Origin of the sequence: Bradyrhizobium sp. 141, assembly GCF_023074055.1 — a bacterium.
In the GTDB taxonomy this organism is placed as follows: domain Bacteria; phylum Pseudomonadota; class Alphaproteobacteria; order Rhizobiales; family Xanthobacteraceae; genus Bradyrhizobium.
Map to the genome: position 1 here is coordinate 63,516 of NZ_JADPKR010000114.1, position 23,921 is coordinate 87,436.

Genomic DNA, 23,921 nt, shown 5'->3' on the forward strand with positions numbered 1-23,921 from the left:
CCGATTGGTCGAGACGAGTGTATTCGGCCGCAATGGGTGCGCCAGCCACAAAAGGTCAGGCAATATCCGCTCCCGATTTCCCGACTAAATCGGGAATTTTTCCCGATCGCGTCGGGCGCGATCAGGCAGCTGCCGTCGGAACCAGCGCTTCGACGGTCAAGCCGCCGGCACCGGAGACGACGTTGAGCGTGCCACCCAGCGCCAGAATCCGCTCCCGCATGCCGACGAGGCCGAAGCCGAGCTTCTGGCCCGGCTCCATGCCGCGGCCATTGTCGCTGACCCGCACCCGGGCGCAGCCGCGGCCGTCGTGCGCCATCTGTTCCACCGGCTCGATGACGACATTGACCGAGGTCGCCCCGGCGTGGCGGAACACGTTGGTGAGCGCCTCCTGCACGATGCGGTAGATGGTCAGATCGGCGGTTTCGCCGGTGACCCCAAGCGACGGCGAGATCACGGTCTCGATCGCGACATCGGGATGCGACTCCCGCCACAGCCGCGACAGCGATTCGAGTGCCTGGCGCAGGCCAAGCTCGGCGAGGCCGACGGGGCGGAGGCGCTCCAGCACGCGGCGATTGAACTGCTGCAGCGCGTTGATCTGCTCCAGCATGGCGCTGCCATGTTTTCGCACGGCCTCGGCGCTCGGGACGCGTCCGTCTGCCTGCTTGGCCAGCGCGCCGGCATGCGCGCGCAGCGAGAACAGATACGGCCCGAACTCGTCGTGGAGCTCGCGCGCGATCTCCTTGCGCTCGATGTCCTGGAGCGACACCGCGCGCTCGGCGAGACGCCGCTTGTCCTCGACCGCCTCATGAAGCGTTGCGGCAAGGCGGTTGAGCTTGGTGCAGATCGCGGCGAGCTCCGGCGCGCCGCCGGGCGTGACACGGGCCTCGTAATGTCCGCCTTCGAGCTTCCCCATTGCCTCCGCCAGCGACTGGAGCGGTGCCAGCGCCCGGCCGACCACATTCATCATCAAGAAAAACAGCGCCAGCGCGATCGCCGAGCCAACCTCGAGCTGGGTCACGATGCCGTCCCAGATCTCGGCGATCTCGTCATCGGGATGCGAGGTGATCAGGAGCGAGCCGGGCCTGCCACGGATCGACGCCGGCACACTCACCGCGGTCTGCTCGGGATGAACCAGGCTGACGAACCAGGCCGGCGGCCCGCGCGTGTCGGCGTCAGTGTCAAGCCGGGGCGGCGTCTGCGGATTGCCGCCGGCATCCCGCAGCGTGATGCTGACATGGCGCAGACGGCTGAGGTCGCGCGCGATCTGGTTCAGCCTGGCCTCCGGATCGGGCGCCTCGTTCAGGTCCGCCACGATCATCTCGATGAACTCGCGCGCGAGCCGGATCACGCTCTGGTCCTCGGCCTGCACCCGCGGTCCGGCCTCCGCGACCTGGCGGCCGATATTGACAGCGAGCCCCAGGGCCAGCAGCAGCGCCAGCAACAGGTTGATGCGCCCGCGCAAGGATAGATTTTGCCACATTGGTGTCGCCCGTGCCTCGCGAAGCTCTGCCCGCCCTGCCCGATGACGTTGACAGAGGCGAAGCGGCGGATATCTAATCGGAAGCGTACAGCAATCCCGGCCGGGTTGCATGAGGCGACATGAGACGCGCGCGGCTCCTTGTTCGGTATCATGCGGCGCGACAACAGGCCGGCGCTGTCACAGGGAAACGCCTATGCGCATTCTGATCGTCGACGATCATCCCATTGTCGCCTCCGGCTGCCGCGCCGTGCTGGCCGACGAGGGCGAGATCGAGATTTTGGAGGCCGCCGACGCCGAAGACGGGGAGTGCGTCTTCATCGTCGAACGTCCCGACCTCTGCATCATCGACATCAATTTGCCGACCGTCTCCGGATTCGAGCTCGCGCGCCGCATCCTCGAGCGCGCGCCCGAGGCCCGCATCATCATGTTCAGCATGAACGACGACCCGGCCTTTGCCGCGCGGGCGATCGAATGCGGCGCCAAGGGCTACGTTTCCAAGACCGGCGACCCCGACGACCTCGTCGAGGCGATCCGCGCCGTCGGCGGCGGCGGCACGTACTTGCCGAGCGCGATCGCGCGCAGCATCGCCTTTGCGGGACCTGCGCTGGCGCAAAGCCCGCTGTCCAAGCTGAACGCGCGCGAGATGGAGATCCTGCGGCTGCTCAGCGCCGGAAAGAGCCTGTCGGAAATCGCCTGGCTGGTGCAATCGTCCTACAAGACGGTCGCCAACACCTCGTCCATCATGCGCCAGAAGCTCGGGGTGAAGACCTCGGTCGAGCTGGTGCGGCTGGCGATCGACAGCGGTGTTGCCTGACGCGGCAGCTGCCACAAATTCGGTCACACAAGCGTTGCAATATTGATGTGGGTAGATGCCACGGAGCTTAAGGCATGACGATTCAGACTGTCTCGACGAACAAATCCTACGGCGGCGTGCAGGGTGTCTATCGCCACGCGAGCCAGGCGACCGGAACCGACATGGTGTTCTCGGTTTATGTTCCCCCGCATGCAGACGGCGCCAAGCTGCCCGTGGTCTGGTACCTCTCCGGGCTGACCTGCACGCATGCCAACGTCACCGAGAAGGGCGAATTCCGCAAAGCCTGCGCCGAGCTCGGCCTGATCTTCGTCGCGCCCGACACCTCACCGCGCGGCCCCGACGTTCCCGGTGATGCCAACAATTCCTATGATTTCGGCCTGGGCGCCGGCTTCTATGTCGATGCGACGCAGGAGCCGTTCGCGCGCAATTATCGGATGTGGAGCTATGTGACCGACGAGCTGCCGAAGCTGGTCGCCGAGAGCTTTCCGGTCGACGTCAAGCGGCAATCGGTGATGGGACATTCGATGGGCGGTCACGGCGCGCTGACGGTGGCGCTGCGCAACCCGCACCGCTATCGCGCCGCGAGCGCGTTCGCGCCGATCGTGGCGCCCTCGCTCGTGCCCTGGGGCACCAAGGCGCTGACCGGCTATCTCGGACCGAACAAGGACGCCTGGCGCGGCCACGACACGGTGGCGCTGATCGAGGATGGCGCGAAGTTTTCCGGCTTCCTGGTCGACGTCGGCGAGGCCGACAATTTCCTGAAGGAGCAGCTCAAGCCGGAGCTGCTCGAAGCCGCCTGCACCAAGGCGAGCATCCCGCTGACGCTGCGACGTCAGGCGGGTTACGATCACAGCTATTATTTCATCTCGACCTTCATGGGCGATCATCTGCACTGGCACGCGGAGAGATTGAAGGCCTAGGCGTTGCTCGCTGCCCTTCCCTTCTCCCCTTGCGGGAGAAGGTGGCGCGAAGCGCCGGATGAGGGGTATATCCGCTCGCACGACTGTTCAAGAGGATAAATACTCCTCACCCGTCTCGCCGCTAGCACGGCAAGCCACCCTCTCCCGCAAGGGGAGAGGGTGCAGTTGTGCTCGCGGAGAGAAAGTCTACTCCCGCTTCCCGTAATTCGGCGCCAGCAAGCGGTTGCGGATCAGATAGCTCATCGTGCGCGTCCAGGCTTCATCGGTATTGCCGCGCATGTCGGCGCTCGCCGCCGCGATCATGGTGCCGGTCTTCACGTCGCGCAGATAGATGTTGAGGTTGATGATCAGGTTCGAGACCTTCTGCACCATGCCGGTGATCTCCAGGTCCGCTCCTAACTCCCCGGCGAGCTTGAGATCGCAGCCGCCGCAGGCCTGTAAGTTGGCGTGACGGGCCGCGTCCCTGACCGGCGCGATGTCGAGCACCTGGAACCTGCCGGAATCCGTCAATTCCTTGCGGAGCTGCTCGCTGATGCGCACGAGCCGCGCCTCTTCGGGCCTGGAGCCGTAGAACTCGCCGGGCAGGCTGGTGTCGATCAGCTCGAAATCGAACACCGCGAGTTTCGGCGGGTCGGCGCGCGCGACCGAGCCCGTCAACAGCAAAGCGGCGAAACACATCAGCGCTCGCATGATCGTGATTCCAGTCCTCGTGCGCGCGGGGACGAAATGCGGGGTTGCATGCCCTGACAAATTGGTCATGCTTTAGCAGAGACAATTCTCTACCGGCGGTCAAGCGGGGGAGAGCGCCTGGAGGAAACATGATCCGATGGTTGGCCGGTCTGATCGGCCTTGGTCTCGCTGCGACGAGCGCGCTCGCGGCGGAGCCTGCCCTGATCGGCGTCGGCTATCTCGGCGTCGCCGGTACCAGATCGACGCTGTCGCTGGTCGAGCAGCCCGCGGAGAATGACGGCATCGCCGGCGCGCGCCTCGCCATCGAGGACAACAACACCACCGGAAAATTTCTGGGCCAGCGGTTCGCGCTGGAAGAGCGCCGCATTAAGGAAGGCGAGGACGTAGTGCAGGCCGCGACCGCGCTGGCGGAGAAGAACGGCTTCATCATCACTGACCTGCCCGCCGATGCGCTGCTGAAAGTGGCCGACGCCCTGCGCGACCGCGGCACGCTTCTGTTCAATGCGGGGGCGATCGACGAGCGGCTGCGCGAGGCCGATTGCCGCGCCAATGTGATCCACACCGCGCCGACGCGCGCGATGCTGGCGGATGCGCTCGGCCAGTATCTCGTTTGGAAAAAGTGGTCGCGTTGGCTGCTGGTGGTCGGCTCGCACGACGAGGACAAGCTGTTCGCCGATGCACTCCGGCGCACCGCCACGCGATTCGGTGCCAAGATCGTGCAGGAACGCAATTTCGAGGACAAGGGCGGCGCACGCCGCACCGACAGTGGCGTGACGCTGATCCAGCGCCAGATGCCGGTGTTCACGCAGCAAGCCCCCGCCTACGACGTGCTGGTCGCCGCCGACGAGAGTGAGGTGTTCGGCGCCTATCTGCCCTATCGCACCTGGGATCCGCGGCCCGTCGCGGGCTCGGCCGGCCTCGTGCCGCGCAGCTGGGACGCGGCGCAGGACCAGTGGGGCGCAATCCAGATGCAGAACCGCTTTATGAAGCTGAATTCACGGCGCATGACCCCGCTCGACATGCAGGCCTGGACCGCGGCCCGCATGATCGGCGAAGCCACCTCGCGCACCAATTCCGGCGACGTGAAAAAGGTGACCGACTTCATCAAGGGCCCGGACTTCTCGGTCGCCGCCTTCAAGGGCACGCGGCTGACCTTACGCGACTGGAATCTCCAGCTGCGCCAACCGATCCTGCTGGTCGACGGCCGCATGGTGGTGTCGGTGTCGCCGCAGGAGGGTTTTCTGCATCAGGTCTCCGAGCTCGACACGCTCGGCTATGATCGTCCGGAGAGCAAATGCAAGTTGAAATGAGGACGCAGATGTTGCGCATGGGGCGTGTGGGGTTGCTGTCCGGACTGACGCTGGCGGCAGCGCCCGCGCATGCGTTCATCGCCTATGTCTCGAACGAGAAGAGCAATACGGTGACGGTGATCGACACCGACAGCTGGACCGTGACCAAGACCATCAAGGTCGGCCAGCGCCCGCGCGGCATCGACTTCACCCGCGACGGCAAGTTCGTGATGGTCGCGGTCGGCGACGACGACACCATCCAGGTGATCGACGCCAAGACGCAAGCCGTGGTGGACAGCCTGCCCTCAGGACCCGACCCGGAATTGTTCGCCCAGGATGCCGCCGGCAAGATCCTCTACGTCGCCAATGAGAACGACAACACGGTGACGGTGATCGACCTCGAGAAGCGGGCGCGGCTCGGCGACATCCAGGTCGGCGTCGAGCCCGAGGGCATGACCATCAGCCCCGACGGCAAGACGCTGATCAACACGTCGGAAACGACCAACATGGCGCATTTCATCGACACCTCGTCGCGCCAGATCGTCGCCAACGTGCTGGTCGATGCGCGGCCGCGCTTTGCCGAATTCAAGCATGACAGCTCCGAAGTGTGGGTCTCCTCCGAGATCGGCGGTACCGTTTCGGTGATCGATCCCAGGAAGCACGAGGTGATCGGCAAGGTCACGTTCGAGATCCCGGGCCTGCGGAAAGAGGCGATCCAGCCGGTCGGCATCGGCATGACCAAGGACGACAAGACCGCCTTCGTCGCGCTCGGCCCTGCCAACCGCATCGCCGTGGTCGATGTCGCCACGCGCAAGGTGACGAAATATCTGCTGGTCGGTCAGCGGGTCTGGCACATGGCGTTCACGCCCGATGAGAAATACCTGCTCACCACCAACGGCGTTTCCAATGATGTCTCGGTGATCGACGTCGCCGCGCAAAAGGTGATCAAGACCATTCAGGTGGGCGAATTGCCCTGGGGCATCACGATCGCGCCATGACCAGCCCTGCTCCGATTCCCGAACCACAGGAGGCGCCGAGGCTAGAAGCGGCCGCGGCGCCGGCGCTGTCGGTCGACGGTGTCAGCCATGCCTATGGGCCGCGCCGCGCGTTGATCGACGTCTCTTTCAATGTGCAGCCGGCGAGCTTCACCGCGCTGCTCGGCCTCAACGGCGCCGGCAAGAGCACGTTGTTCTCGCTGATCACGCGCCTGTTCGGCATCCAGTCCGGCCGCGTCGGCATTTTCGGCCATGACATCAGCAAAAGCCCCGGCGAGGCGTTGCGGCTGCTCGGTGTCGTGTTCCAGCCGCGCACGCTCGATCTCGACCTGTCGTTGACGCAGAACCTGCTCTACCACGCCGCACTCCACGGCATCAGCCGCCGCGAAGCCGCTGCACGCAGCGCCGCGCTGCTCGGCCGCATCGGGCTCGAAGACCGCGCCGGCAGCAAGGTGCGCGATCTCTCGGGCGGGCAGATGCGGCGGCTCGAGATCGCCCGCGCGCTGCTGCACCGGCCACGGCTGCTGCTCCTCGACGAGCCGACCGTCGGCTTGGATGTCAAGGCGCGCGCCGACATCATCAGTCAGGTCCGCCAGCTCGTGACGGAGCAAGGCATCGGCGTGCTCTGGGCCACGCATCTGTTCGACGAGATCATGCCCAGTGACGACCTCGTGGTGCTGCACCAGGGCAGGGTGCTGGCGCAGGGGCCGATGAGCCGCGTCATCACCGAAGCCGGCGCGCAGGACGTCAACACCGCCTTCATGCGCCTGACCGGCGCGCAAACCATGCCGGGAGGCGGCGCATGAGCAGCATCACCACCCGCGAGGTGCCGCGCGGCTTCTCGGCCGCCGAGTACATGACGTGCCTCACCGGCATCGTCTGGCGCGAGGGATTGCGCTTCCTGCATCAGCGCGAACGCTTCGTCTCGGCGCTGGTGCGGCCGCTGGTGTGGCTGTTCATCTTCGCCGCCGGCTTCCGCCAGGTGCTCGGCATCTCCATCATCCCGCCTTACGAGACCTACATCCTCTACGAGGTCTATATCGCGCCCGGCCTGATGGCGATGATCCAGCTCTTCAACGGCATGCAATCCTCGCTCTCGATGGTCTATGACCGCGAAATGGGTAATATGCGCACGCTGCTGGTGAGTCCGCTGCCGCGCGGCTTTCTCTTGTTCTGCAAGCTGCTGGCGGGCACCGCGGTGTCGTTGCTCCAGGTCTATGCGTTCCTCCTGATCGCCTGGTTCTGGGACATCACCCCGCCGTCATCGGGCTATCTCACCGTGCTGCCGGCGCTGATCCTGTCGGGGCTGATGCTGGGTTCGCTCGGCATGCTGATCTCCTCCGGCATCAAGCAGCTGGAAAACTTCGCCGGCGTGATGAACTTCGTCATTTTCCCGATGTTCTTCGCCTCCTCCGCGCTCTATCCGCTCTGGCGGGTGCAGGAGGGCAGTCCTTATCTGTATTATCTCTGCGAGGCCAATCCGTTCACCCATGCGGTCGAGCTGATCCGGTTTGCGCTGTACGGACAGATCAACTGGATCTCGCTGGCCGTGGTCGCCGCTTGCACAATCGTCTTCATGATCGGCGCGATTTGGGCCTATGATCCCTCGCGTGGGCTGGCGCGACGGGGGCCTGCAGGAGGCGAAGGATGAAGGTTCTGGCGATGGCCGTTCTGGCGCTCGCGCTGTCGGGCACGGCTGTGCGCGCGGCCGATCCGCGCTACCCCAATTGGCCCTGCACGCAGGCCAAAGTGCCGGAGATCTCGCTCGCAGCCGTCTGGGCTGGTCCTGCGCTCGACGACGCCGAGACCAAGTGGAAGAACGACACCAAAATCACCGCGCTGGTCGCAAAACTGTCGGCGCGCAAGACACCGATCGACGAGGCAGAGAAGTCGGTGAAAGACTTCTTGGCCGCCTCTTCCGCCGACAAGACCTCGAACGCAAAGCTGCTGTTCGCCGGCCTGTTCGACACGCTCAACGCCCAGCGCTCCCAGGTCATGAGCGGGCTCGAGCGCGTCAGCCGCAAGCAGCGCGAAGCCGCCGACAAGATTCGCGAGGAGACGATTGCACTTCAGGCGCTCCAGAGCGCCACGCCCCGGGACGAGGCCAAGGTCGAGGCGCTCGGCAACGAGCTAATCTGGAAGACCCGCATTTTCGAGGACCGCAACAAGGTGGTGCGATTCGTCTGCGAGGTTCCAACCACGATCGACCAGCGCCTGTTCGCGCTCGGCCGCGTGATCCAGCAGGAAATGGAATAGCGCCCGTCTCGCCGGCGGCTCTCGACAGGTTCCCGGATCGGCCCGGTTTGACCCTTTACCCTGCTATCTGCCGGAACAAAATCGATCTAGGATGGCTTGTCGAAGTGAACTCCAAGACGTCGGGAGGCCTCGATGGGAACTACAAGATTCATCTATGCGGGCGCTGCGGTCCTCAGCATGCTCGCAACCAGCGCCCTTGCCGACGACATGACGGGAATGGTCATGCGGATCGATCGGCTCAACGGCACGATCTCGATCCAGCAGACGCAGAAGGGCACGGTCGGCGCCAGCACCGGCAGTGCCGGCGCGCTCCAGGAGTACAAAACCAAGGACGCCGCGATGCTGGACGCCGTCCATGCCGGCGACCGGGTGAACTATTCTGCGACCGACAACAACGGCACCGGCACGCTGACGAAGCTGCAGAAGCAGTAGGGCTGGGCTGGGTCGCGTCTTCCCGCCACAATGCGTCGTCATGGCCGGGCTTGTCCCGGCCATCCGCGCTTGGCCACGCAGCACTGAGAACGTGGATGCCCGGGACAAGCCCGGGCATGACGAACTGCCATTACTGCTCGGGCCGCGGCTCCGGCTGCGCCTCTTCGGTGGGCAGCTTGGCACGCTCCCAGCCGTCGGTGCCGTCGGGGTACCAGGCGATGTTGGAATAGCCATAGGCCAGCGCGCGCTTGGCGGCGTTCCAGGACATCCAGCAGTCGGCGAGGCAGTAGATCACCACCAGCGCGGCCTTGTCGCCGGCCGAGACACGAGCGAGCCCGCGCTGGAAATAATCCTCCATGGCCGGCGGCAAATTGCCGTAACCGGTATCGGGCAGCCAGATGCTGCCCGGAATGTTCCTGCGCGGCGCATCGCGCCATACCGTGCCTTCCGGAAGATTCTTTGGCTTCGGCGGGCGCGGCAGCACGTCGATGAACGCACCGCTCTTCGCGCGCCAGATCGCTTCGGCTTCCACTGTGGTGAGCACCCGCGCGCCGCGGAGCGTCGCCGGCACCGGCGCGCGATAATTGTCGGCGCGATAATTCTCGGGCTCGAACGGCTCCTGCTGCTGCGCCAGAACCGGCGCCGCCAGCAGGGCAGCGACGACCGCGGCGGCAAGAGGCCGTCTCATGGCGTCTACCTCATGGCGACTTCTTGGCGGTCTCCGCACTGAGCGGCCGATCGCTCTCGTCGAGCAGCGGTACGCCGAAGTCGACCAGGATCTTGTTGATCTCGGCCTGGTTCTCCTGGATCAGCTTGTTGAGCTGTCGCTTCCAGTTCTGGTCAGCGGGACGCACGCCCATGCCGATGCGATAGACCAGCTTCGGCCCCGTGGTTTCCTTCACCAGCGGCGTGACGTGAAGCGAGCCGACCTTCTTCGCATAGTAGCCGGCCATGGGACCCCACAACACGCCGGCGTCGATCTTGCCGGCAGTGAGATCGTCGATCATGGCCTGCGCCGAATTGTCGTAGCGCGTGTCGACCATCAGCGGATAGGGCTTTGCATTGCTCATCAGGCCGGCAATGGCCATGTTGGTCGCCGGCGGCGTCCCGGCGACGATGCCGACATGCTTGCCCTTCAACTTCGGATCCTCGAGCGTATCGACGTCCTCGAGCCCGCTGCCGGCCTTGGCAACCAGTGCATAGCTGGTGCGGTAATAGGGATTGGTGCCCTGCACGACGTCATCGCCTTGCGGAAAGCCCATGATGACGTCGCAGCGATGCGCACCCAGCGTCATCCGCACGAAGCCGGTGGCCTGCGGGAAGAAGACGTAGTCGAGCTTCTTCTTGAGCTTATCGGCAAAGAACTCAGCGAGCTTGTTCTCGAAGCCCTCGCCCTTCTCGTTCGAGAACGGCAGATTGCGCGGATCGGCGCAGACACGCAGCACGTTCGGGTCGACCAGTTCAAACGAGAGGTCGCCGCTGTCATTGCTCTGCGCGACGGCGACATCGCCGAGCGCACAGGATGCAACCAGAACCCACATTGAAAACAACCAGCGACGATGTCGTCCGGCCTCCGTCATCGTGCTTCCTCCTCGTTTTGTTTGAATGCTATGCAACGCATGACGCGCCATGTTTGGCCAGACTTGGCTGGCTTCGCTTGTTGCAGTGCAATGCAGCAAACCCTTTGAACTGAGGCGGAAAAGTGTCTCGCATCGCTCGAGTGATCGCAGCCTTGTCCCTGCTGGGGATCACAACGCTAGCACGGGCCGGGGCGGCCGAATTGCCTGTGAGCGAAGTCGCGCCGGGAATCTTCGTACACTCCGGGGCCATTGCCCTGATGACCCGCGACAACGAGGGCGACATTGCCAATGTCGGCTTCATCGTGGGCGATGATGCCGTGGCCGTCATCGACACCGGCGGCAGCCTTCGCGAAGGCGAGGCCCTGCTGGCCGCCGTGCGGGTCCGCACGCCCAAGCCGATCCGCTATGTCATCAACACCCACGGCCATCCCGATCACGTCTTCGGCAATGCGGCCTTCGCCACCGCAGGCACGAGCTTCGTCGGCCATAGCAAGCTGCCGCAGGCGCTCGCGACGCGCGGGCCCTACTATCTCGACAATTTTCGCCGGATCATGGGCAACGAGTTGATAGATCCCGTGAAGATCATTGCCCCTACCCTGCTGGTTTCGGGCGCGATGACGCTTGATCTCGGGTCGCGTCGACTGACCTTGCGCGCCTGGCGGACCGGGCACAGCGACAGCGATGTGACCGTGTACGACGAAACGACCAAGACCCTGTTCGCGGGCGACCTCGTCTTTCTCCGCCACATTCCGGTCATGGACGGCAGCATCCGCGGCTGGCTCGACACGTTGAAGGAATTGGAGGCCATCCCGGCGCGACGCGTCGTTCCCGGTCACGGCCCCGTGAGCGACTGGCCTGCTGCGCTGACCGATGAACGGCGCTACCTGTCAACGCTGCTGTCCGACGTGCGTGCACTGAACAAGAACGGCGAACCGATCCGAGCCGCCGCCAACAAGGCGGCCACTGAAGAGCAGTCACGTTGGGAGCTGTTCGGCGATTACAATGCCCGGAACGCAACTGCAGCATTTTCGGAAATTGAATGGGAGTAGCGGGCGCGCTATCATGAGCAAGAGATCAGCTTCGCTGACTCCGGGACCATGATCATGACCAGATGGACACGCCGCCTGCCCCTGATCGCCGCAATGCTCGGCATCGCCTTTGCCGTGCCGGCGCAGGCTGAAGAGGCCGACGATCCCTGGCCGGGCCTGGTGCAGGACATCTTCAACAATCGTCCGATGAATGACGGCAGTGCCGTCATCGGCATAGAGATGCCGTATCGCGCAGAGGATGCGGCGATCGTGCCGGTGACCCTGCGCAGCAAACTATCGCCCGCAGATAGCCGCCGGATCCGTTCGATCACGCTCGTGATCGACCGTAACCCGGCGCCGATGGCGGCGAAGTTCGAGCTCGGCTCCGATGCCAATGTCAGCGAGATCTCGACGCGCGTGCGCGTCAACAATTACACCGATGTCCATGCGGTGGCCGAGCTCAGCGACGGCCAGCTCTATGTCTCGAAAGTCTATGTGAAGGCCTCAGGCGGCTGCTCGGCGCCGGCAGGAAAGAACGCCGAGGAAGCCAACAGCAGGCTCGGCAAGATGCGCTACCGGCAGTTCGCGCGCGAGGAGGCGCCGGCGAGCCGTATCCGCGAAGCGCAGATCATGATCGGCCATCCCAACAATTCCGGCCTGCAGATGGACCAGGTCACGCAGCTCTACATTCCCGCGTTCTTCATCAACCAGCTGAAGCTGACGCAGGACGACAGCCCCGTGCTGTCGATGGAAGGCGGCATCTCGATCTCGGAAGATCCTAACCTGCGCTTCACCTACGTCTCCAACGGCGCCAGGCGTTTCCGCGCCGAAGCCAAGGACACCGACGGACATGTGTTCCGGAACGAGTGGGACGTGGAGAAGCCGGGGACTTAGCTAGCGCCGCTTGCGCCGACTTCCCCTCTCCCCTTGCGGGAGAGGGTGGATCGCCGCGTAGCGGCGAGACGGGTGAGGGGTATGTCTCCGCACGTACTCCTCTCACGCCAGAGTACGCTGACAGAACCCCTCATCCGGCGCTTCGCGCCACCTTCTCCCGCAAGGGGAGAAGGAAGATGGCACCGCCTGCGTGGCTATAGTCAAAAACACCTCACTTCAGCTTCCGCCTGCGCCCGACGCAGATCATTCACCGCGGTGTTCGCCTGCTCCGAGGTGCGGAACTGAACGCCGAGATTGCCGCGCACCTGCGACATGCTGAGCGCGGTCTCCGCGGTAACATAGCGCTCAAAGGGGACGATCGAGGCCACCACGTCGATCGAACAGGAACATTGCTCGATCGACTGCCGGCTCTCGCCATTGGCCTTCATGCAGCCATAGACGTACTCCGCGCGCGCCGACGTGGGATAATCGTTGGCTTCCTCGGCCCGCGCCACGCACGCCGTCACCGCCAGCACCGTCAATGCGGCGACAATCGGTCGTAGCTGTCCGGCCAGTTTCATGCGCATCCTCCCGCTGGTTGCGACCAAAGCTATGCTATGCGTATTGTCCTGAAAAGCACTCTGTCAGAGGAAACGGCTCACAAGGTGATGAGAGCACTCGGTGTGATAAGGGCACTTGGTCGAACATTGGCGCTCGCAACGACGCTGGCGCTGACGCTAGCCGCACCCGGCCGCGCCGCGGATACGATCCGCCTTGCGGTGCAGAAGACCGGAACATTCTCCTGGGAGCTGGCCGCGATCCGTGCGAGCGGTCTCGACAAGGAAGCGGATCTCGCGCTGGAGGTCACCGAGCTCGCGAGCACCGAGGCCGGCAAGATCGCGATGCGCGCGGGCAGCGCCGACATCATCCTGTCGGACTGGCTGTGGGTGTCGCGCGAGCGGGCGCTCGGCGCCAAGCTCACGTTCTATCCCTACTCCAGTGCGCTCGGTGCGGTGATGGTGCCGGCCACCTCGCCGATCAAGTCGCTCGCCGACCTGAAGGGCCGCAAGCTCGCCGTCGCCGGCGGAGCCATCGACAAGAGCTGGCTGCTGCTCCAGGCGCGCATGAAGCAGGACGGCATCGACCTGAAGTCGGAGGCAAGCATCGTCTATGGCGCCCCGCCCTTGATCACCGCCAAGGCACTCGACGGCGAGATGGATGCGAGCCTCAACTTCTGGAATTTCTGCGCCCAGCTCGAAGCCAAGGGTTTTAGGCGCCTCGCCGGCATCGAGGACATCCTGCCGAAGCTAGGCGCCAAGGGCGCGGTCTCCGCGGTCGGCTATGTCTTCGACGAGAGCTGGGCCGCGAGCCATCGCGAAGCGGTAGCGCGCTTCATCGCGATGACCCGCAAGGCCAAGCAACTGCTGGTGACCTCGGATGCGGCCTGGGACAAAATCGCGCCGCTGACCGGCACGAGCGATGCCACCCTGCTGAAGACTTATCGCGACCGCTATCGCGACGGCATTCCGCTCCGGAGCGTCGACGACGAGGAGAAAGATGCGCGTGTACTCTACCGCGTGCTGGCCGAGACCGGCGGCCGCGACCTCGTCGGCCCCGCCGCCGAGCTCGATCCCGGCACGTTCTATCACGCCGTGCCTGGAGACTGAGGTGCTGCGTCTTCTGTCGTTCGCCCTGTTCCTCGCGATCTGGTGGATTGCCGCGCTGTTCGTCGGCGGCGCAAAGCTGCCCTCCCCGCCGGCCGTGCTCCAAGTGATGATCGCGGAAGCCTCATCGGGGGCGCTGTTCCTGCATCTCGGCGCCACGTTGGCGCGCGTCACGCTCGCCTTCGTGCTGGCGATGTCGCTCGGCAGCGCCATCGGCTATCTGATGGGACGGGTCAGGCTCGCCGACCGGCTCGGCGATCCCTGGCTGATCCTGTTGCTCAACCTGCCCGCGCTGGTCGTGATCGTGCTGGCCTATATCTGGGCCGGCCTCACCGAGACCGCAGCGATCGCGGCAATCGCCATCAACAAGCTGCCGACTGCGGTCGTCACCTTGCGCGAGGGCACCCGCGCGCTCGACCGCTCGCTCGACGAGATGGCGAGCGTGTTCGCGATGCCGCGCTGGCGCGCATTCCGCCATGTCGCGCTGCCGCAGCTTGCGCCCTACATCGCCGCAGCTGCCCGCTCCGGACTGTCGCTGGTATGGAAGATCGTGCTGGTCGCCGAACTGCTCGGGCGTCCGAACGGCGTCGGCTTCGAGATCGGCGTCGCTTTTCAGCTGTTCGACACGCCGCGACTGCTCGCCTATTCGCTGACATTCGCCGCGGTCGTGCTCGTGATCGAAACCTTGCTGGTGCAGCCCTTCGAAGCTCGCGCAACACGGTGGCGGCCCCGTGCGGCTTGAGGTCGATATCACAGGCAAGACGTTCAGGAGTGCCGCGGGCGGAACGCACGAGGTGCTCGCGCCGCTCAAATTCGCGCTTTGCCCCGGCGAGGTCGGCGTACTCATCGGTCCGTCCGGCTGCGGCAAGAGCACGATGCTGCGCATCATCCTCGGGCTCGATGGCGATTTCAGGGGCCATGTCGCGCGGCCACCGCAGGCGCGGATCGGAATGGTGTTCCAGGAGCCGCGGCTGTTGCCGTGGCGTTCGGTCGAGCAGAATGTGCGGCTGGCTGCGCCCGACGTGACCGAGGCAAAGCTGTCGGAGCTTTTCAGGATTCTGGAGCTGGACGCGCATCGCAGCCACTTTCCCGGCGAGTTGTCGCTGGGCCTTGCCCGGCGCGTCGCGCTCGCCCGCGCCTTCGCTGTCGAGCCTGATCTGCTGGTGCTCGACGAGCCCCTCGCTTCGCTCGACGACGCGCTCGCCGGCCGCTTGCGCGACGAGATCGCAACGCTGGTGGCGAGCCGTCCGGTGATGACGCTGCTCGTCACCCACAGTCTCGACGATGCGATCCGGCTCGGCGACCGCCTGTTCTTTTTGTCGCCGCGGCCGGCGCGCATTCTGGCCGAGGTCCCCATCGGCATCCCGCGCGAGGCACGCGGCGACGCCGCAATTGCCGCGATCAAGGCCGGACTCGCGCGGCGAGTTCAGGGTGAACAGGGCGGCGAACGCTCCGGGCGGGATGTCTCATAGGCAACCGCGCGGCGCGTGTGCTAAACTGGCCGGTAGCGGAGCCTGACGATGAGACGAACCGCAGCTCTGACGACGCTTGGCTTCGCGCTCGTCGCGACCCTGGCGAGCGCTCAGGACATGATGCGTGACGTCGACCTCACCTCGCCCGCCATGGTCTCCGCTGAGATGAGCCGGCAGGAGGTCGAGGCTACGCTGGCCAATGCGAGCGCCGGCGCGCCGGCCGATTTGACCGGCAGGCGGTTATCGGGGCTCGATCTCAGTGGTCTCGACCTGACCAAGACAATTCTCCGCACGGCACGGCTCAACAAGACGAAACTCGCCGGCGCCCGGCTCGACGGGGCGATCCTCGATCAGGCGTGGCTGTTGGATGCGGATCTCACGGGCGCAAGCCTGAAGGGCGCCAATTTGTTCGCTGCGCAGATGGCGCGCGCTCACCTCGACGGCGCCGATCTGACTGGCGCGCGCATTGCGGCCGATCTCAGCGGCGCGAGCCTGGTCGGCGCGACGATCGCGGATGCGCATCTCGGCGCCGACATGCGCAACCAGTCGATGGGACTGATACGCGCCGTGCTGCGATCGGCCAATCTGGCGCAGTTGAACGCGCGCAACGCCGACCTGTCCCGGGTCGATCTCGAATTTGCTTCCCTCAAGGGGGCCGACCTGACCGGCGCGTCACTCCGGAACGCCCAGCTCGGCGGCGCCGACCTGACCGGGGCAACCGTCATCGACACCGATTTCGAGGGCGCCGACCTCACCTCCGCCAAGCTGATTGCACCGATCGGCCTTGACCGCGCCAAGAATTTCGACAAGGCAAAGAACCGCGAGCGCCTGATCAGACAATAGCGGCGTCGCCTTGGGAGGACGATTTGATGCGTTGGGCTCTGGTGTTGATCGCGTTGTTGCTGGCGTTTGCCGGCGAAGCCGCCGCGCAAGGCAAAGGCAAGGGCATCCGGCTGTGGAATCTCACGACGGAGACGATCTCGGGCTTCCAGCTCTCACCCGCCGGCAAGACCGACTGGGGCCCGAACCAGTGCTTGAACGACAAGGACAAGGAGGTCGACCACGACGAGCGGCTGCGCATCACCGGCGTCGAGCCGGGCCGCTACGACGCCAAGGTCAGCTATCCCAATGCGCGGCAGTGCGTCGTTCGCGACATCGAGATCAGGGCGGACGCAGTGTTCTCGATCGCCGACAAGGATCTGAAGGACTGCAGTAAATAGCGAGACGCCTTACGCCCTGTCGTTCGGGTGCGGATATTCGCAGCGCCACCGCACCGCCTGCCATTTCGGATGGTCGCCAACCCATTGCGCGATATAGGGCGGCGCGGCCATCGCGCATTGCCGCGGCGACCCACCATAGTTGAACATCAGATGCTGCTCCTCGCAGGTCGCAGGCGAGAGCACCGCACACACAGTCACCACCAGGTCAATCGGGTTCATGCCGGGATCCTCGCAAGGGCGATCGAGATTAGCACGAAAGGTTACGTTCCACGGAGGGGGAAGTTTCAAGTCTGGGTGAGCGATCATGGGCCGGGAACTGCCTCTCGTCTCCTTGCTATGAAGCAGAACGCCGAGGCCTCTACGTCGTCGGGCCGGGACAAGCCCGGGCATGACGACCTCCCGACCTAAAAGTTAACCCCGAACACCATCCGGGCCTGGTGGCGCTCGAAATTGACGAGGTCGAGATTTGCGGATGACCCGGCCGGACGGCCCCAGGCCTGCATGCTCCAGCTCAGTGTGAGCCGTGAGCGCTCGGATAGCTGGAAATAAGCGGTCGGGCCGACGAACAGCGCCTGGCCTGAAAGCTCCCCGAGGCCGATGCCTTCATATTGCCTGAAGTAGCGTAGCTCCCCGCCGAGCAGCACATTGGGTCGCACGCGCACCAGGCCGGCAAACGCCGCCCCGATCGTCGAGCTCTTCTCAGACTGCCCCGTCACCTCGAAGCGTGCCCATTCCGGCTGATAGATCAGGTTGAGGGCGCCGATGGCGAAGTTCGGGATGAGTTCGCGGTCGATGGCGAGGGTAAATTCGGTGCCGTACATCCGCCCTTTCGCGCCGCTGGTCTCGTCGATGCGGTCGCCATGGAGCTCGGCGGCGATGGTGAGACCGAACGGCGCGCGCTCGCGGTCGAGCAGGCGATAACGCAGGTCTAGCGAAGCCCCCTGGAAGTTGAGCTGGCGGCGGTCGTCGATATCGGGGACGCCGGTGATGTCGTGCAAGCTGGCCGTGCCGCCGACCTCGACGCGAAAGTTCGGCAGCGGAACGACTTCGATCTCGAACTCGTGCTCGAGGGCGCGATATGTGCCGCCGCCCTTGCCGAAGCGCCCTGTCGTCTGGGTCTGGAATTCGCGTTCGCCGGGATTGCCGACATCGGTGCCGATCATGAAGCCGAAGATGTGCTCGGTATCGAAGGCCTCTTCGGCGCTGACGCATGCGGGTAGAAGCGCGACCGTGCAGGCAGCAATAGTCCAGAAGCTGTTGGCTCTCGCGCGCATTCCTGACACTACCACGGCTTCGACGGCGTTTGCCATCGAAGCCGCGGCAGGTCGTCAGTCTTACTTGCGCGCAGCGCAGGCGTACATGTTGATTTCCATGCCGACCGGCACTTCCACGATCTTCGGAGCTTTCCAAGCCATTCGGGGTCTCCCCAAGGTATTGAGCGCGACATCGCGCGGCGCAAAACCTAGGGCTGCATCAGATGCAGTTCAAGCCTCGATTCGGCTGTCGAGCGCGTCTGTGTCGATTCTTCGCGACTGCATTTCTCTCTGGGACAAAGCCAGTTCCCTCTTGGTCAAACACGACCTGCAAGACGCGGCCTTGTGCGACGCACCGCGCGTCGAATCGACACCAACGGCGCCGCGCCGTCAGCAGCCCTTGTCGGCCATTGCGGCGTCCGGCTTGGCACCGTCGGCTCGCTGAGCCGCCGTCGGCTGGCTCTGCATCTGCCGCTGCGCATCTTCGGATGACGCCGGCGTTTCACCGCTCGCACGATTCATTGTGCTGGTCGGCGGATGCTGGCTGGCATCGCCCGCTGAGCTGGACGAGTGCGACTGCGCCGAGCCTACGGTGACCGGACCAGAACCAGCATCCTTGTCAGTGCTGGCGCTGCCCGTGTTGCATGGGCCGGCGATGGCGACGCCGGCGCTCAACGTCAGGATCGCGCAGGCGGCAAAAACGGAACGTTTCGTGTTCATCTGTGTCTCCTCTTCTCCCGCGGCGCTGCCCCGGCGCTGGCAGGACATCGCGAGGAGAACAGGCCGAGCTGCCCGATGTTCCGAGTGTCGGAGCGGAAATGCTCGCAAAAAGCCGCCCTCGTCACCTCTGTTCCGTTGCGCTCACCGCAACAATCGCAGCAGCGCGCGGCCGGCGCGCGAGTTCAGCTCCTTCGCATCCAGCGTTCCATCCTTGTCGGGATTGGCTGCATTGAAGCGCTGCTCGACCACGGACAAATATTCGTCGAGCGTCAGGGTCCCATCCCGGTCAGGATCGGCGGCGGCGAGTTCTTTCGGCGTCAACCGTCCGCGCAATTCGCGCGCATCGAGCGTGCCGTCATGATCGGGATCGAGCTTTGCGAACAATGCGGCGGCCGCCTTCTTCACCTCGGCAAGATCGAGCGTGCCGTCATTGTCGGTATCGAACAACTTGACCGCGTTGCCGGCGGCCGGCCATGCCGGACCGGACAACAAAGCAATCGTGAGCGCAAGCGCAATTGAGCGACGCGAAATCATCAAGACCTCCCAGACAAAGATCCCCAGTGCGAGACGGGGCAGCAACCAGATAAATCCACAAGCGGCTCCCGGTTCAAGTCCGGAATGCAACTTACGCGCGCCCACAACTCGCGGAATCCGACCGCTCGCCCAGACCAGTTCGACCGGAGCTGCTTCGTAGCCCGGAATTTCCCAGCGTCTCCGCGCAAGTGGAGCCGGTTTCCATGAGGTGACCGGCCATCGCATTCAACGATATTGGCACGACACTTACGACTTTCGTATTGACGCGTTTTGGTTTCCGACGGAGATTTGCTTCCGCGGCGTCAAAAGGCGCGCATATTGGGAGGAACGGATGAAACGCTTTGCGATGGCCGCGAGCCTCGTCATGCTTGCATCGACTTGTGCAAGCGCACAGACCACCGAACAACTGGTCAAAGGCGCGACCGATACATCGAACGTTCTCAATTACGGGATGGGCTACAATCTGCAGCGCTTCTCGACGCTGAATCAGATCAACAAGGACACCGTCAAGAACCTCGTCCCGGTCTGGAACTACTCCTTCAATGACGATCGGAGCGAGGAATCCCAGCCCATAGTCTATCAGGGCGTGATCTATGTGACCTCGCACAATGCGACCATGGCGGTGGACGCCAAGACCGGCAAGCAGATCTGGAAGAGCAAGATCGAATATCCCGCCGAGACGCCCCGAATCGTCTGCTGCGGCATCATCAATCGCGGCGTCGCAATCCACGAAGGCAAATTGTTTCGTACGACGCTCGATGCCAACGTGATTGCGATTGACGCAAAGACAGGCAAGGAGCTGTGGCGTCAGAAGGCCGCCGACATCAAGGAAGGCTATTCAATGACGGTGGCCCCGCTGGTTGCGGACGGCGTCGTCATCACCGGTATCTCCGGCGCCGAGTTCGGCACAAGAGGTTTCATCGACGGCTGGGATCCGGCGACAGGCAAGCACCTGTGGCGCACCCATTCGATCCCCTCGCCGGAGGAGCCCGGCGGCGACACCTGGAAGGGCGACACCTGGAAGCTCGGCGGCGGCTCGACCTGGATCACCGGGTCTTATGACGCCGAGCTGAACACCGTGTATTGGGGCATCGGCAATCCCGGCCCGTTCAATTCGGCGGTGCGCCCCGGCGACAATCTCTACACCTGCTCCGTGCTGGCGATGGACCCCAAGACCGGCAAGATCAAGTGGCACTACCAATTCTCGCCGAACAATCCGTTCGATTATGACGCGGTCGCCGAGATGGTGCTCGCGGATGTGAACGTCGAGGGCAAGCCGACCAAGACGCTGATGAATGCCAACCGCAACGGCTTCTTCTACGTGCTCGACCGCACCAACGGCAAGCTGCTCGCGGCCAATCCTTACGTGAAGGTGAATTGGGCGACCGGCATCGACATGAAGACCGGACGTCCGATCGAGACCGACGTGTCGAAGGAGGCCCGCGAGGGCAAGAAGGTGACGGTCTATCCGTCGATCCTCGGCGGCAAGAACTGGGAGCCGATGTCGTTCAATCCGCAGACCGGCCTTGCCTACGCCAATACGCTCAACTTCGGCGGCAAGTACAAGGCGGAGCCCGTCACCTTCAAGCAGGGTGAATGGTATCTCGGCATGGACCTGACCGATCCCTGGGAGTTCGGAGATGGACCGCGCGGTCACCTCAAGGCGATCGACCCCATGACCGGCAAGTCGAAGTGGGAAGCGCCGAGCGACATTCCACGCTTCTCGGGCGTGCTGTCGACCGCCGGCGGCGTCGTATTCTCGGGCGCACTGACCGGCGAGTTCGAGGCCTTCGACGCCGACACCGGCAAGAAGCTCTGGCAGTTTCAGACCGGGTCCGGCATCGAGGGCCAGCCGGTGACCTGGCAGCAGGATGGCGTGCAGTATGTCGCGGTGACCAGCGGTTACGGCGGCGTCTACTCGCTGTTCTCCGGCGACGAGCGGCTTGCCAAGGTGCCGCCCGGCGGCTCGCTGTGGGTCTTTGCGGTCAAGCAGTAATCCGCGGCATGATGCTGAGAGAAATGTTTGACAGGACGGCGGCGATCTTCGCCGCCGCCCTGGCGCTGACGGTCGCGCTTGCGGCGACCGTTCGTGCCGCCGACGAGCCAACCGGCAATCCCATGCAGGCGCAGATCGACCACGGCAAGTCGACCTATGCCGAGAAGTGCTCGCACTGCCACGGCCCGAACCTGATGAACTCCGGCGCCATCACGCCGGATCTGCGCGTCATCCCCGACGACAGGACGCGCTTCGTCACCACGGTGAAGAACGGCAAGAACAACAAGATGCCGCCCTGGGGCGACATCCTCACCGACGATCAGATCGGCGATCTCTGGGCCTTCATCTCGAGCCGGAGAAAGCCATGAGAGGCCGGCATGTTGCATGGAGCCTCGCTGCCGTTCTGTCGACGATGACGTCGATCGCGCTTGCGGCCGACGATCCCCTGAAGATCTGTCTCGACGAGGACCGGCCGCCGCTCTCGATGCATCAGCGCGGCAAGCCGGATGCCGGCTTCGACGTGCTGCTGGCGCAGGCGATCGCGGAGCGGCTCGGACGGCCGCTGACGATCCAGTGGTTCGAGAGCAAGCTGGACGAGGATTCGAGCCCACAGCTCGAAGCCAACGCGCTGCTCTCCGATAGGCGCTGCTCACTCGTCGGCGGCTATGCGCTGACCCAGGATTCGCTCGTCGTCCCCGGGATGAAGACGGCGCGCTTGCCGGATTTCGCCGGAGCGACGCGCGACGATCGGCGGCGCCGCGTCGCGCTCGGCGTGCTCGCGCCGAGCCAGCCTTACGTCTATTCGCCGATGACGGTGGTGCTCGGGCCAAAAGCAAGCGGCCGCAAGATCGGCGACATCGGCGATCTCGCCGGGCTCCGCCTGGTCGTCGAAAGCGGCTCGCTCGGCGACGCCATCCTGATGACCTTCGAGAAAGGGCGGCTGATCGACAGCATCACCCATCTCGTCCCCGGCCGCGACGACCTGCTGGGCGCGCTCCAGCGCGGCGACCATGACGCGACGCTGATCGACCTTGCGCGCTTCGACGCCCATCGCGCCGCGCACCCCGACACGGCGCTCACGGCGTCCGGCTATTACTATCCGATCGGCGCCAATCGCGGCTATGTCGGGCTTGCCAGCGATGGCGCGCTGATCGACGCCGTCAACAAGGCGCTTAGCGCCCTCGCGGCCGAGGGCAGAATCGCCGAATTCGGCAGACAGGCCGGCCTCACCTATCTGCCGCCGCGCGAGCCGGCGATTCTGGGCGACGTCTGGACGAAGATCATTCAGCGGTGAGGCTCTCTTGTCCGGACGTGGTGCGGCACGCAGTGACGCTCCGCAGAGCCGGGGAAGAAGAGCGAGATACGGCGCTCGCACTGCCCCTCCATCCTCACTGCGAGCGCAGCGAAGCAATCCAGAATCTCTCCGCGGAGACACTCTGGATTGCTTCGTCGCCAGCGCAAAATTTGCTTCGCAATTTTGTCGCGGGCTCCTCGCAATGACGAAGCAAAGAGCATCGTCTCCAAGCTGGTCTGGCCATGCGGCGAACCGTAAGATGCCTGCGGTTTCATTTCGCCCTTTGGTGCCCTGTGAATTCGTCAACCTCCGCCGCAGGCCTGCGCGACGTCCTCTCCCGCGAGCTCAAGCCCGGCGAACTGGCGCGAGCGCTGATCGTCGTCGGCCCGATGGTCGGCGCCTATTTCATCGCGCGTGAAACGGCACTGCTCAATCTCGGGCTGGTCGCTGTCTCCCTGCTCATTCCGGCGCTCAGGCTGAAGCTGCCGCCAAAGGTTATCGCCTGGCACTATCTCGCCATCCTCGTCACTTTTGCCGCGCTTTTCCTCGCAAGCCCTGTCAAGCCGCTCTTCGCAGTGCTGACGGCGCTCGCCGGTTTCCTCGCGGTGGCGGCGACGCGCCATGGCGAGCATTTCCGCACGCTGGGCAATTGGGTATTCATCCCCGCGGTCTATCTCGCCTGCGAGGTGCGGGAGGGCGCAAGCGCGTCGGAAGCGCTGCGCCATGCCGGCCTGATCATCGCGTCCTCTCCGATTGCGCTGGCGCTGGTCTGCGGTATCCGGATCTACGACCAGCAACGCGATGGCGCGGCGATCTCGTTCGGGTTGCCCGCCGCCGGATGGTTTCTCCCTGCGACGGCAACGGCCATGGCGGTGTTCGCCGCGGCGGTGCTGGTCGAGATCCTTGACCTCGCGCAGGGACAATGGGTGATGTGGTCGGCCGCGAGCGTCGTGGTCGGCGATCTCGCTGCCTCCACCGACAAGCTGAAGCAGCGCGCGATCGGCGCGCTTGTGGGCGTGCCGCTTGGCTTCCTTGCCGGAATCGTGCTGCCGCAAAGCCGGGTCGGCTATGCCCTCGCGGTTCTCGCCGCCACCCTCACGCTGATCTCTTTCTCCCGCTACATCGTCGGCTTCGGCCTGCGCTGCTTCTTCATTGCGCTGGCCGCTTCTTTCGCCGGCGGCGCCAGCGGAATCGCGGAGGAGCGTATCGCCAACGTGCTGATCGGCGGCACCTTTGGCCTGATTGCGGTGGCCCTGACCGAAATCGTCTGGCAGCGTGTGACGCGAAAGGTGCGATCGTCCGGATGACGCCCGAACAGACACAGCACGGCCTTTCGAATGCGCCAATCTGTCTCGCCTGATGGCCATGGCAGCGCCTGCCTGGTGCAGTACCCTGCCCGGCAATTTGGGAG

Annotated in this window: 29 protein-coding genes; 19 read left to right on the plus strand and 10 right to left on the minus strand. The window is 64.6% G+C overall.

The window, feature by feature from the left end:
* Positions 1–121: 121 nt before the first annotated feature.
* The gene (locus IVA81_RS38245; RefSeq protein WP_247328060.1) at positions 122–1,480 is read right to left on the minus strand and encodes a histidine kinase; all 1,359 of its coding nucleotides are present in this window, start codon (positions 1,478–1,480) and stop codon (positions 122–124) included.
* A gap of 193 nt (positions 1,481–1,673) precedes the next feature.
* On the opposite strand from IVA81_RS38245, the gene IVA81_RS38250 reads away from it, so the two are divergent.
* Positions 1,674–2,294 carry a response regulator transcription factor gene (locus tag IVA81_RS38250; RefSeq protein ID WP_157326983.1) on the plus strand — a complete coding sequence of 207 codons (621 nt, stop codon included), beginning with the start codon at positions 1,674–1,676 and terminating at the stop codon, positions 2,292–2,294.
* Between the two features lie 74 nt (positions 2,295–2,368).
* Positions 2,369–3,214, plus strand: a complete 846-nt coding sequence (fghA, locus tag IVA81_RS38255) for an S-formylglutathione hydrolase (protein WP_247328096.1) — start codon at positions 2,369–2,371, stop codon at positions 3,212–3,214.
* Between the two features lie 186 nt (positions 3,215–3,400).
* On the opposite strand, the gene IVA81_RS38260 is transcribed toward fghA, so the two are convergent.
* Positions 3,401–3,973: a DUF3280 domain-containing protein gene (locus IVA81_RS38260; protein WP_247328099.1), complete on the minus strand. Its 573-nt coding sequence runs from the start codon at positions 3,971–3,973 to the stop codon at positions 3,401–3,403.
* Between the two features lie 59 nt (positions 3,974–4,032).
* Between IVA81_RS38260 and IVA81_RS38265 the strand changes: the two genes are divergently transcribed.
* From IVA81_RS38265 to IVA81_RS38290, 6 genes are all read left to right on the plus strand, one after another.
* On the plus strand, positions 4,033–5,214 hold the full coding sequence (locus tag IVA81_RS38265; protein WP_247328102.1) for an ABC transporter substrate-binding protein: 1,182 nt from the start codon (positions 4,033–4,035) through the stop codon (positions 5,212–5,214).
* A gap of 8 nt (positions 5,215–5,222) precedes the next feature.
* A complete protein-coding gene (locus IVA81_RS38270) occupies positions 5,223–6,191 on the plus strand; it encodes a YVTN family beta-propeller repeat protein (protein WP_247328590.1) in 969 nt (322 codons plus the stop codon).
* Positions 6,188–6,994: an ABC transporter ATP-binding protein gene (locus IVA81_RS38275; protein ID WP_247328107.1), complete on the plus strand. Its 807-nt coding sequence runs from the start codon at positions 6,188–6,190 to the stop codon at positions 6,992–6,994. Before IVA81_RS38270 ends, IVA81_RS38275 begins: the two co-directional genes overlap by 4 nt.
* The gene (locus IVA81_RS38280) at positions 6,991–7,839 is read left to right on the plus strand and encodes an ABC transporter permease (RefSeq protein WP_247328109.1); all 849 of its coding nucleotides are present in this window, start codon (positions 6,991–6,993) and stop codon (positions 7,837–7,839) included. The genes IVA81_RS38275 and IVA81_RS38280 overlap by 4 nt, the downstream gene beginning before the upstream one ends.
* Positions 7,836–8,444, plus strand: a complete 609-nt coding sequence (locus IVA81_RS38285) for a hypothetical protein (protein WP_247328112.1) — start codon at positions 7,836–7,838, stop codon at positions 8,442–8,444. Before IVA81_RS38280 ends, IVA81_RS38285 begins: the two co-directional genes overlap by 4 nt.
* 132 nt (positions 8,445–8,576) lie before the next feature.
* Positions 8,577–8,876: a copper-binding protein gene (locus tag IVA81_RS38290; RefSeq protein WP_247328133.1), complete on the plus strand. Its 300-nt coding sequence runs from the start codon at positions 8,577–8,579 to the stop codon at positions 8,874–8,876.
* Positions 8,877–9,006: 130 nt separating this feature from the next.
* On the opposite strand, the gene IVA81_RS38295 is transcribed toward IVA81_RS38290, so the two are convergent.
* The gene (locus tag IVA81_RS38295) at positions 9,007–9,564 is read right to left on the minus strand and encodes a PQQ-dependent catabolism-associated CXXCW motif protein (protein ID WP_247328137.1); all 558 of its coding nucleotides are present in this window, start codon (positions 9,562–9,564) and stop codon (positions 9,007–9,009) included.
* Between the two features lie 10 nt (positions 9,565–9,574).
* Complete coding sequence (locus tag IVA81_RS38300; protein WP_247328140.1) at positions 9,575–10,456, minus strand: substrate-binding domain-containing protein; 882 nt, start codon at positions 10,454–10,456, stop codon at positions 9,575–9,577.
* 122 nt (positions 10,457–10,578) lie between these two features.
* On the opposite strand from IVA81_RS38300, the gene IVA81_RS38305 reads away from it, so the two are divergent.
* Together IVA81_RS38305 and IVA81_RS38310 are read left to right on the plus strand one after the other, a co-directional pair.
* Positions 10,579–11,505 (plus strand): quinoprotein relay system zinc metallohydrolase 2, encoded by a 927-nt coding sequence (locus tag IVA81_RS38305; protein ID WP_247328143.1) that lies wholly within the window; start codon positions 10,579–10,581, stop codon positions 11,503–11,505.
* Positions 11,506–11,559: 54 nt separating this feature from the next.
* On the plus strand, positions 11,560–12,378 hold the full coding sequence (locus tag IVA81_RS38310) for a quinoprotein dehydrogenase-associated SoxYZ-like carrier (RefSeq protein WP_247328149.1): 819 nt from the start codon (positions 11,560–11,562) through the stop codon (positions 12,376–12,378).
* Positions 12,379–12,578: 200 nt separating this feature from the next.
* Here IVA81_RS38310 and IVA81_RS38315 read toward each other — a convergent pair whose 3' ends face one another.
* Positions 12,579–12,938 carry a hypothetical protein gene (locus tag IVA81_RS38315; protein ID WP_247328168.1) on the minus strand — a complete coding sequence of 120 codons (360 nt, stop codon included), beginning with the start codon at positions 12,936–12,938 and terminating at the stop codon, positions 12,579–12,581.
* Between the two features lie 87 nt (positions 12,939–13,025).
* Between IVA81_RS38315 and IVA81_RS38320 the strand changes: the two genes are divergently transcribed.
* The 5 genes from IVA81_RS38320 to IVA81_RS38340 are packed head-to-tail and all read left to right on the plus strand — an operon-like array spanning position 13,026 to position 16,713.
* Positions 13,026–14,024 (plus strand): ABC transporter substrate-binding protein, encoded by a 999-nt coding sequence (locus IVA81_RS38320; RefSeq protein ID WP_247328190.1) that lies wholly within the window; start codon positions 13,026–13,028, stop codon positions 14,022–14,024.
* A 1-nt stretch (position 14,025) separates the two neighbouring features.
* A complete protein-coding gene (locus tag IVA81_RS38325; RefSeq protein ID WP_247328193.1) occupies positions 14,026–14,763 on the plus strand; it encodes an ABC transporter permease subunit in 738 nt (245 codons plus the stop codon).
* On the plus strand, positions 14,753–15,493 hold the full coding sequence (locus tag IVA81_RS38330; RefSeq protein ID WP_247328213.1) for an ABC transporter ATP-binding protein: 741 nt from the start codon (positions 14,753–14,755) through the stop codon (positions 15,491–15,493). Before IVA81_RS38325 ends, IVA81_RS38330 begins: the two co-directional genes overlap by 11 nt.
* A 48-nt stretch (positions 15,494–15,541) precedes the next feature.
* Entirely contained in the window at positions 15,542–16,336 is a 795-nt protein-coding gene (locus IVA81_RS38335; protein ID WP_247328218.1) for a pentapeptide repeat-containing protein, read from the plus strand.
* 26 nt (positions 16,337–16,362) lie between these two features.
* The gene (locus IVA81_RS38340) at positions 16,363–16,713 is read left to right on the plus strand and encodes a hypothetical protein (protein WP_247328222.1); all 351 of its coding nucleotides are present in this window, start codon (positions 16,363–16,365) and stop codon (positions 16,711–16,713) included.
* A gap of 9 nt (positions 16,714–16,722) precedes the next feature.
* On the opposite strand, the gene IVA81_RS38345 is transcribed toward IVA81_RS38340, so the two are convergent.
* From IVA81_RS38345 to IVA81_RS38365, 5 genes are all read right to left on the minus strand, one after another.
* Positions 16,723–16,932, minus strand: coding sequence for a hypothetical protein (locus tag IVA81_RS38345; protein WP_092261818.1), 210 nt, complete (start codon positions 16,930–16,932; stop codon positions 16,723–16,725).
* Between the two features lie 185 nt (positions 16,933–17,117).
* Positions 17,118–18,023: a hypothetical protein gene (locus IVA81_RS38350; protein WP_247328225.1), complete on the minus strand. Its 906-nt coding sequence runs from the start codon at positions 18,021–18,023 to the stop codon at positions 17,118–17,120.
* A 24-nt stretch (positions 18,024–18,047) separates the two neighbouring features.
* A complete protein-coding gene (pqqA, locus tag IVA81_RS38355) occupies positions 18,048–18,128 on the minus strand; it encodes a pyrroloquinoline quinone precursor peptide PqqA (protein ID WP_012029362.1) in 81 nt (26 codons plus the stop codon).
* A gap of 228 nt (positions 18,129–18,356) precedes the next feature.
* On the minus strand, positions 18,357–18,686 hold the full coding sequence (locus tag IVA81_RS38360) for a hypothetical protein (protein ID WP_247328227.1): 330 nt from the start codon (positions 18,684–18,686) through the stop codon (positions 18,357–18,359).
* A 141-nt stretch (positions 18,687–18,827) separates the two neighbouring features.
* The gene (locus IVA81_RS38365) at positions 18,828–19,220 is read right to left on the minus strand and encodes an EF-hand domain-containing protein (protein ID WP_247328266.1); all 393 of its coding nucleotides are present in this window, start codon (positions 19,218–19,220) and stop codon (positions 18,828–18,830) included.
* A 331-nt stretch (positions 19,221–19,551) separates the two neighbouring features.
* Between IVA81_RS38365 and IVA81_RS38370 the strand changes: the two genes are divergently transcribed.
* The 4 genes from IVA81_RS38370 (at position 19,552) to IVA81_RS38385 (ending at position 23,817) form a co-directional block, all read left to right on the plus strand.
* Positions 19,552–21,216 (plus strand): methanol/ethanol family PQQ-dependent dehydrogenase, encoded by a 1,665-nt coding sequence (locus IVA81_RS38370; protein ID WP_247328269.1) that lies wholly within the window; start codon positions 19,552–19,554, stop codon positions 21,214–21,216.
* Between the two features lie 11 nt (positions 21,217–21,227).
* Positions 21,228–21,584, plus strand: coding sequence for a cytochrome c (locus tag IVA81_RS38375; RefSeq protein WP_247328592.1), 357 nt, complete (start codon positions 21,228–21,230; stop codon positions 21,582–21,584).
* Positions 21,581–22,510, plus strand: coding sequence for a transporter substrate-binding domain-containing protein (locus IVA81_RS38380; protein WP_247328272.1), 930 nt, complete (start codon positions 21,581–21,583; stop codon positions 22,508–22,510). Before IVA81_RS38375 ends, IVA81_RS38380 begins: the two co-directional genes overlap by 4 nt.
* Before the next feature lie 293 nt (positions 22,511–22,803).
* Entirely contained in the window at positions 22,804–23,817 is a 1,014-nt protein-coding gene (locus tag IVA81_RS38385) for an FUSC family protein (protein WP_247328274.1), read from the plus strand.
* Positions 23,818–23,921: the final 104 nt, after the last annotated feature.

Coding starts and splice junctions, on each gene's coding strand:
- IVA81_RS38300 (WP_247328140.1), bottom strand. CDS start 10,456: ATGACGGAGGCCGGACGACATCGTCGCTGGTTGTTTTCAATGTGGGTT.
- IVA81_RS38320 (WP_247328190.1), top strand. CDS start 13,026: ATGAGAGCACTCGGTGTGATAAGGGCACTTGGTCGAACATTGGCGCTC.
- IVA81_RS38380 (WP_247328272.1), top strand. CDS start 21,581: ATGAGAGGCCGGCATGTTGCATGGAGCCTCGCTGCCGTTCTGTCGACG.
- IVA81_RS38365 (WP_247328266.1), bottom strand. CDS start 19,220: ATGATTTCGCGTCGCTCAATTGCGCTTGCGCTCACGATTGCTTTGTTG.
- IVA81_RS38260 (WP_247328099.1), bottom strand. CDS start 3,973: ATGACCAATTTGTCAGGGCATGCAACCCCGCATTTCGTCCCCGCGCGC.
- IVA81_RS38350 (WP_247328225.1), bottom strand. CDS start 18,023: ATGGCAAACGCCGTCGAAGCCGTGGTAGTGTCAGGAATGCGCGCGAGA.
- IVA81_RS38340 (WP_247328222.1), top strand. CDS start 16,363: ATGCGTTGGGCTCTGGTGTTGATCGCGTTGTTGCTGGCGTTTGCCGGC.
- IVA81_RS38335 (WP_247328218.1), top strand. CDS start 15,542: ATGAGACGAACCGCAGCTCTGACGACGCTTGGCTTCGCGCTCGTCGCG.
- IVA81_RS38280 (WP_247328109.1), top strand. CDS start 6,991: ATGAGCAGCATCACCACCCGCGAGGTGCCGCGCGGCTTCTCGGCCGCC.
- IVA81_RS38265 (WP_247328102.1), top strand. CDS start 4,033: ATGATCCGATGGTTGGCCGGTCTGATCGGCCTTGGTCTCGCTGCGACG.
- IVA81_RS38275 (WP_247328107.1), top strand. CDS start 6,188: ATGACCAGCCCTGCTCCGATTCCCGAACCACAGGAGGCGCCGAGGCTA.
- pqqA (WP_012029362.1), bottom strand. CDS start 18,128: ATGGCTTGGAAAGCTCCGAAGATCGTGGAAGTGCCGGTCGGCATGGAA.
- IVA81_RS38295 (WP_247328137.1), bottom strand. CDS start 9,564: ATGAGACGGCCTCTTGCCGCCGCGGTCGTCGCTGCCCTGCTGGCGGCG.
- IVA81_RS38250 (WP_157326983.1), top strand. CDS start 1,674: ATGCGCATTCTGATCGTCGACGATCATCCCATTGTCGCCTCCGGCTGC.
- IVA81_RS38345 (WP_092261818.1), bottom strand. CDS start 16,932: ATGAACCCGATTGACCTGGTGGTGACTGTGTGTGCGGTGCTCTCGCCT.
- IVA81_RS38245 (WP_247328060.1), bottom strand. CDS start 1,480: ATGTGGCAAAATCTATCCTTGCGCGGGCGCATCAACCTGTTGCTGGCG.
- IVA81_RS38270 (WP_247328590.1), top strand. CDS start 5,223: ATGTTGCGCATGGGGCGTGTGGGGTTGCTGTCCGGACTGACGCTGGCG.
- IVA81_RS38290 (WP_247328133.1), top strand. CDS start 8,577: ATGGGAACTACAAGATTCATCTATGCGGGCGCTGCGGTCCTCAGCATG.
- fghA (WP_247328096.1), top strand. CDS start 2,369: ATGACGATTCAGACTGTCTCGACGAACAAATCCTACGGCGGCGTGCAG.
- IVA81_RS38315 (WP_247328168.1), bottom strand. CDS start 12,938: ATGAAACTGGCCGGACAGCTACGACCGATTGTCGCCGCATTGACGGTG.
- IVA81_RS38310 (WP_247328149.1), top strand. CDS start 11,560: ATGACCAGATGGACACGCCGCCTGCCCCTGATCGCCGCAATGCTCGGC.
- IVA81_RS38375 (WP_247328592.1), top strand. CDS start 21,228: ATGCTGAGAGAAATGTTTGACAGGACGGCGGCGATCTTCGCCGCCGCC.
- IVA81_RS38370 (WP_247328269.1), top strand. CDS start 19,552: ATGAAACGCTTTGCGATGGCCGCGAGCCTCGTCATGCTTGCATCGACT.
- IVA81_RS38285 (WP_247328112.1), top strand. CDS start 7,836: ATGAAGGTTCTGGCGATGGCCGTTCTGGCGCTCGCGCTGTCGGGCACG.
- IVA81_RS38360 (WP_247328227.1), bottom strand. CDS start 18,686: ATGAACACGAAACGTTCCGTTTTTGCCGCCTGCGCGATCCTGACGTTG.